The following is a 4511-nucleotide window of genomic DNA, read 5'->3' on the forward strand; positions in this document are numbered from 1 at the left end:
TTTTAAATAAAAACAATATTTCCTTAGTTTGAAAAGATATGAAATTATCTACTTATTTTTAAGTCTTAAAGAATAATTTTAGAGACAAAAGTTGTCTAAAAAAACGGAACAGCGCATTATGAGGTGTTCCAAAAGTTTAGACACTTTTTTGTTTTTTAAAAATTCTTTAAGACTAACTATTAAGTTAGTCTTTTTTTGTTTCAAAGACTAAAAAAATAATTTCATATCTTTTCTAAAAAAATGTTTTTAGAGAGGAATTGAATGTTAAGACAAAAATTATTTAAAGATTTTTTAAAAAACAAAAAGAATTTAGAAATCCGTAATCAATTAATCACACTTCATTTACCATTAGTCAAAAAACTAGTTTATCAATTTAAATATTATCCTCGAGTTTTAACTAAAGAAGATTTATATCAAGAAGTTTTAACTAAAGAAGATTTATATCAAGAAGGGATTTTAGGATTAATCAAAGCCCTCAATAATTACCAAGATTTAGGCTATGACTTTGTTACTTATGCAACTCCAAAAATAAAATTTGCAATCAGCGAACTAATAAGAAAAAGCCATTCACCTTCAATCCCACAAAAAACAACCAAACCAAATAATATCAGTTTTAAAGAAGAACAATACAAACAACCTAATTGGGATAAAATCCTTAATCCACATCAATTATGGCTAAAACAAGTAAAACATGAATTATTAATAAAAAAACTAAAAACTAAACTAAGCAAAAATGAATTCAATGTTATTTGTTTAAGTTTTGGCATCTCGCTAGAAAACAACAACGAACCCAATCAACAACCCCTAACCAATCATGTAATCGCCCAAGAACTTAATTTAAAACTCTCACAAATTGAAGATTTAAAAGATAATGCAATTAGAAAACTAAACCCAAATTATAAAAATAAGGAGAAATAAAATGTTAAATAAAGTCCAATTAATCGGTAATATCGCTCATAACCTAGAAAAACAATATATCAATAGCAACAACGATCAAATCCCTAAAATAGATTTCAATTTAGCAATTAACAATAAAGATAAAGTGCAATACATCCCTTGTGTCGTTTTTAGAAATCAAGCTGAAAACATGAGTACATATTTAAATAAAGGTTCAAAAATATATGCAGAAGGCGCATTATCCATCCAAAAATATACCACAAACGAAGGTAAAACGCGAACCACCACCAAAGTAATTATCCAAAACGTCATCTTTTTAGACAACAAAACTAAATAATATTTAAAAAATTAAGTCCCCAAAAGGGACTTTTTTTATAAAAAAAGGAGAAAAAAATATGAATAAAAAAGAATTAATTAAATCAATAGCTGAGATAAATAAAACCTCAATAACCCAAACAGAAGAGTTTTACAACTCATTTGAGAATGCTCTAATTAAAGCAATCACATCAAATGAAGAAGTGGTTTTATCCTCTAAAATTGGTAAATTCATCTTAAAAACTAGAAAAGCCCACACAACCCCAGAAACTAAATTCATCATCAATAAACAAACAGGCAAAAAAACAGGAAAAAGAACTGGTAAAAACTTAAAAATACCCGCAAAAACGGTTGTTAGTTTTAAAATGTCAAAACCAATTAAAGATGAAGTCAAAAAACTTCAATTAAAATAAAAGGAGAAACAATATGAGTGATGCAATGACCGAAACATACCAAGGAACTTACTTTAAAGACCGTTCAACCACCAAAACCCCCAAAGATAAAAGGATAAATTTACATCATTCCAACAAAACCTTTAAAAATAAAAAGAAATTACCTAAAACCAAATGAATAAATTTTATAAAAATTATTAAGAAAGTAGGAAATAATGTGGATTTTTTTCAATATTTACAATAATTAGTAATTTTATATTAAATTACACTAAAGGATTTACCGCTACTGAAATCATGGAAAGAAGATTGGATGGAATCCAAACAACTCTATTTACAATATTAATCATTACTGGTTTTAAACCTATTTTTAAATTAATTAAAAATATAATTATTTTTATTAAAGAAACCATTTTGGGCCTCTTTTTCCCAAACAAAAAACTTCAAACTTTAGAAATAAAAAATGCTAAACAAGAACAACAAGAACAATTATTACTTCAAAAACTAGAACAAATAAAAACTGCACAAGAAAAAACATTATCTCAAATAGAACAACAAAAACATAAAGTAGCCATTTGGCAATCTAAAAAAGAAAGAAAAAGATTGTTAAAATCTCAAAAAACACACACACCAATCAGAAAGGACAATGAAAATGACTGATTCTAATTTTACTATTGGTTTTGTATCTGGGGCATTATTTGTTACTGGTTTATGTTTTGTATTTAAATATCTCTTTTTCAGTTTCCTTCAACTATTCAATCCCAACGATACTTACCCAATTAAAAGAAAAACAAAAGAAAATGAAACCTCAAAACCAATTAATCAAAAAAATATAAAAGATTTAAAAAAGGATATCGATGAAAAATTTTCAAACCAACAAGAATATAAGGAAAATACCCCATTAGAAACCTTAATAAATCAAGAAAATAATTAAAAAAGAAAGGAAAATTAATTCAAATGAAAATTCAAAAATCCCCAAAAAATATTATTAATAAAAAAAATATCCTAACTAAAAGATATTTTTTCAATCTCTTTTTACTTTTAACAATGATAATTGCAACTACAGGAGGAATTGGTTATTATTTTTTCAATCATTCCAAACAACCTGTTTATGAAATTATTGTCAACAAAAACACTATATTTCAAACCAATAATAATGATTGTTTTGATGATTATAACGACAAAATTAAACAATTAAATGAAGAAATAACTATTAAAAATGAAGAATTAAAAGAGCCTAGTTTGTCTCCTCAAGAAAAACAAGTAATAGAACAAATCGTCAAATTAAAAACCCAACAAAAAAAAGAATTACAAATTGATTTATTCTTAAAAAAATTCTTAAAAAAATCTGAAGAAGAAATTTTAGAAATTGATAATAAAATCAAAACAACAAATCAATTAGAAGAAAAACATTCGCTTACAGAAACAAAATTACTTAAAGAAAAAGAAATTATTAAATATCAAAAATTATTAAAAGATAAAGAATTAAATATTGTTAATATTACACAATTAGACCAAAAATTAGTGCAACCTGATTTAAATAGTGCAACTAAAACTGCTTTAGAAAACCAAAAAACACAAAATCAAAACAATATAAAAAACATTAATGAACAAATAACTAAAAAAGTTAATCTCATTAATTTAAAAACAAAAAAGAATGTCATCGAACAAGAATTGAAAGACCCTCAAATTTCTTCTGAATTAAAACAATATTTAATTAAATATAAAGAAAATACCGAAAAACAAATAACTAATTTAGAAACCCAATAAAACAAATGATTACATTAACACTTATTGAAAAAATCTTTATTTGTTTTCTTTGTGTTTTTATCGGATTTGGATTTGCAAATATTATTTATCAACCTCCAAAATATGACTTTATCCAACCTGTTAATTCAACAGACAAAAACAATGTTTTTTTGTCTGTTGAACAATCTTTAAATAAAAATACAGAATTAAAAAAATTTAATTCTGCTTTTAAACTCTCATCTAAAGAAATAAATAATTATTTTTATGATAAAATCATCCCCATAAAAGAAAAAGAAATAGATAATATGAAATGTTATAATGTTCATTTAGGCGAAAACAGCAATATCAAAGACGCCTTAGGGTGGCTTCATTATCATTTTCCTAATAAAAATTTTAAAAGTAATTTTAGTTATGCTCTTTACAATAATAATTCTTTAAATAATGAAATTGATTTTCAATACCGCATTAAAGAACCTCCTCCTAAAGATTTTTTATTAGCTTATTTTGATGGCGGAACTAGAGATGGAAAAAATAATCTTTATAATTTAGATACTTTAACTCAAATGGGTAACGGCGCTTCTGATTTGTATTTTTTTTGGAGTAATAACAGACCTTATATACCAGAATCAACTACTTTTACTCCTGAAAATTATCATTTAGAAATAATATATGATAAAGGAACTAATTATGGTGGTCCTAGTTATTTAGCAATAGATAAAATCATTATTAAAGATATTCAAAAAGATAAAATTGTAGCTGTTTACCCAATTAATCAAAAAATTGAAGAACCTTTTTATATTCATAATTATGATTTTATTTTAAAATTTCCTTTTTATAATTATATTCAAGAAGGAATGTTGTGGACGAATAGTCATATTAAATCTTTAAAAAAAATTGATTTATATGAAAAACGTTCTGGACAAAATCGTACTTTATATTATGATGTCGAATAAAAAAAGATAAAAGAAAGGAACTAATATGAAATTAAAACAAATTTATTTGAATTTGTTAGTTGTATGTGGTTTTGCCATTTTAGGTTTATGGATTTATGGATTTTTTCTAAAAAAATATAACAATAATAATTTATTTCAAAATAACCATCCACCCACCGAACAAAACCAATCTTTTGAAGGAATATCAAAATATCTCGAAGAATTAAAA

Annotated in this window: 8 protein-coding genes and 1 pseudogene; all 9 read left to right on the plus strand. The window is 24.3% G+C overall.

Annotated features, from left to right (window positions below; translation table 11 throughout):
• Positions 1-261 precede the first annotated feature (261 nt).
• Complete coding sequence (locus N747_RS0103245) at positions 262-918, plus strand: sigma-70 family RNA polymerase sigma factor (RefSeq protein ID WP_024563760.1); 657 nt, start codon at positions 262-264, stop codon at positions 916-918.
• Between the two features lies 1 nt (position 919).
• Positions 920-1234, plus strand: a complete 315-nt coding sequence (locus tag N747_RS0103250) for a single-stranded DNA-binding protein (RefSeq protein WP_024563761.1) — start codon at positions 920-922, stop codon at positions 1232-1234.
• Positions 1235-1292: 58 nt separating this feature from the next.
• Positions 1293-1625, plus strand: a complete 333-nt coding sequence (locus N747_RS0103255; protein ID WP_024563749.1) for an HU family DNA-binding protein — start codon at positions 1293-1295, stop codon at positions 1623-1625.
• Positions 1626-1638: 13 nt separating this feature from the next.
• Positions 1639-1782: a hypothetical protein gene (locus tag N747_RS04180; protein ID WP_172642356.1), complete on the plus strand. Its 144-nt coding sequence runs from the start codon at positions 1639-1641 to the stop codon at positions 1780-1782.
• Positions 1783-1835: 53 nt separating this feature from the next.
• Entirely contained in the window at positions 1836-2261 is a 426-nt protein-coding gene (locus tag N747_RS0103265; protein ID WP_029783906.1) for a hypothetical protein, read from the plus strand.
• Complete coding sequence (locus tag N747_RS03595) at positions 2248-2535, plus strand: hypothetical protein (RefSeq protein ID WP_240992327.1); 288 nt, start codon at positions 2248-2250, stop codon at positions 2533-2535. The genes N747_RS0103265 and N747_RS03595 overlap by 14 nt, the downstream gene beginning before the upstream one ends.
• Positions 2536-2558: 23 nt before the next feature.
• Entirely contained in the window at positions 2559-3371 is an 813-nt protein-coding gene (locus tag N747_RS0103275) for a hypothetical protein (protein WP_024563764.1), read from the plus strand.
• A 5-nt stretch (positions 3372-3376) separates the two neighbouring features.
• Positions 3377-4303 carry a hypothetical protein gene (locus tag N747_RS0103280; RefSeq protein ID WP_024563765.1) on the plus strand — a complete coding sequence of 309 codons (927 nt, stop codon included), beginning with the start codon at positions 3377-3379 and terminating at the stop codon, positions 4301-4303.
• A 25-nt stretch (positions 4304-4328) separates the two neighbouring features.
• A pseudogene (locus tag N747_RS03600) lies at positions 4329-4511 on the plus strand (hypothetical protein); the annotation flags it as partial.

This window comes from Candidatus Phytoplasma tritici (assembly GCF_000495255.1).
GTDB classification, from domain to species: domain Bacteria; phylum Bacillota_I; class Bacilli_A; order Acholeplasmatales; family Acholeplasmataceae; genus Phytoplasma; species Phytoplasma tritici.

What these genes read in the sequence shown, in the direction of transcription:
- N747_RS0103245 (WP_024563760.1), top strand. Translation starts at nt 262, where the DNA reads ATGTTAAGACAAAAATTATTTAAAGATTTTTTAAAAAACAAAAAGAAT.
- N747_RS0103250 (WP_024563761.1), top strand. Translation starts at nt 920, where the DNA reads ATGTTAAATAAAGTCCAATTAATCGGTAATATCGCTCATAACCTAGAA.
- N747_RS0103255 (WP_024563749.1), top strand. Translation starts at nt 1,293, where the DNA reads ATGAATAAAAAAGAATTAATTAAATCAATAGCTGAGATAAATAAAACC.
- N747_RS04180 (WP_172642356.1), top strand. Translation starts at nt 1,639, where the DNA reads ATGAGTGATGCAATGACCGAAACATACCAAGGAACTTACTTTAAAGAC.
- N747_RS03595 (WP_240992327.1), top strand. Translation starts at nt 2,248, where the DNA reads ATGAAAATGACTGATTCTAATTTTACTATTGGTTTTGTATCTGGGGCA.
- N747_RS0103275 (WP_024563764.1), top strand. Translation starts at nt 2,559, where the DNA reads ATGAAAATTCAAAAATCCCCAAAAAATATTATTAATAAAAAAAATATC.
- N747_RS0103280 (WP_024563765.1), top strand. Translation starts at nt 3,377, where the DNA reads ATGATTACATTAACACTTATTGAAAAAATCTTTATTTGTTTTCTTTGT.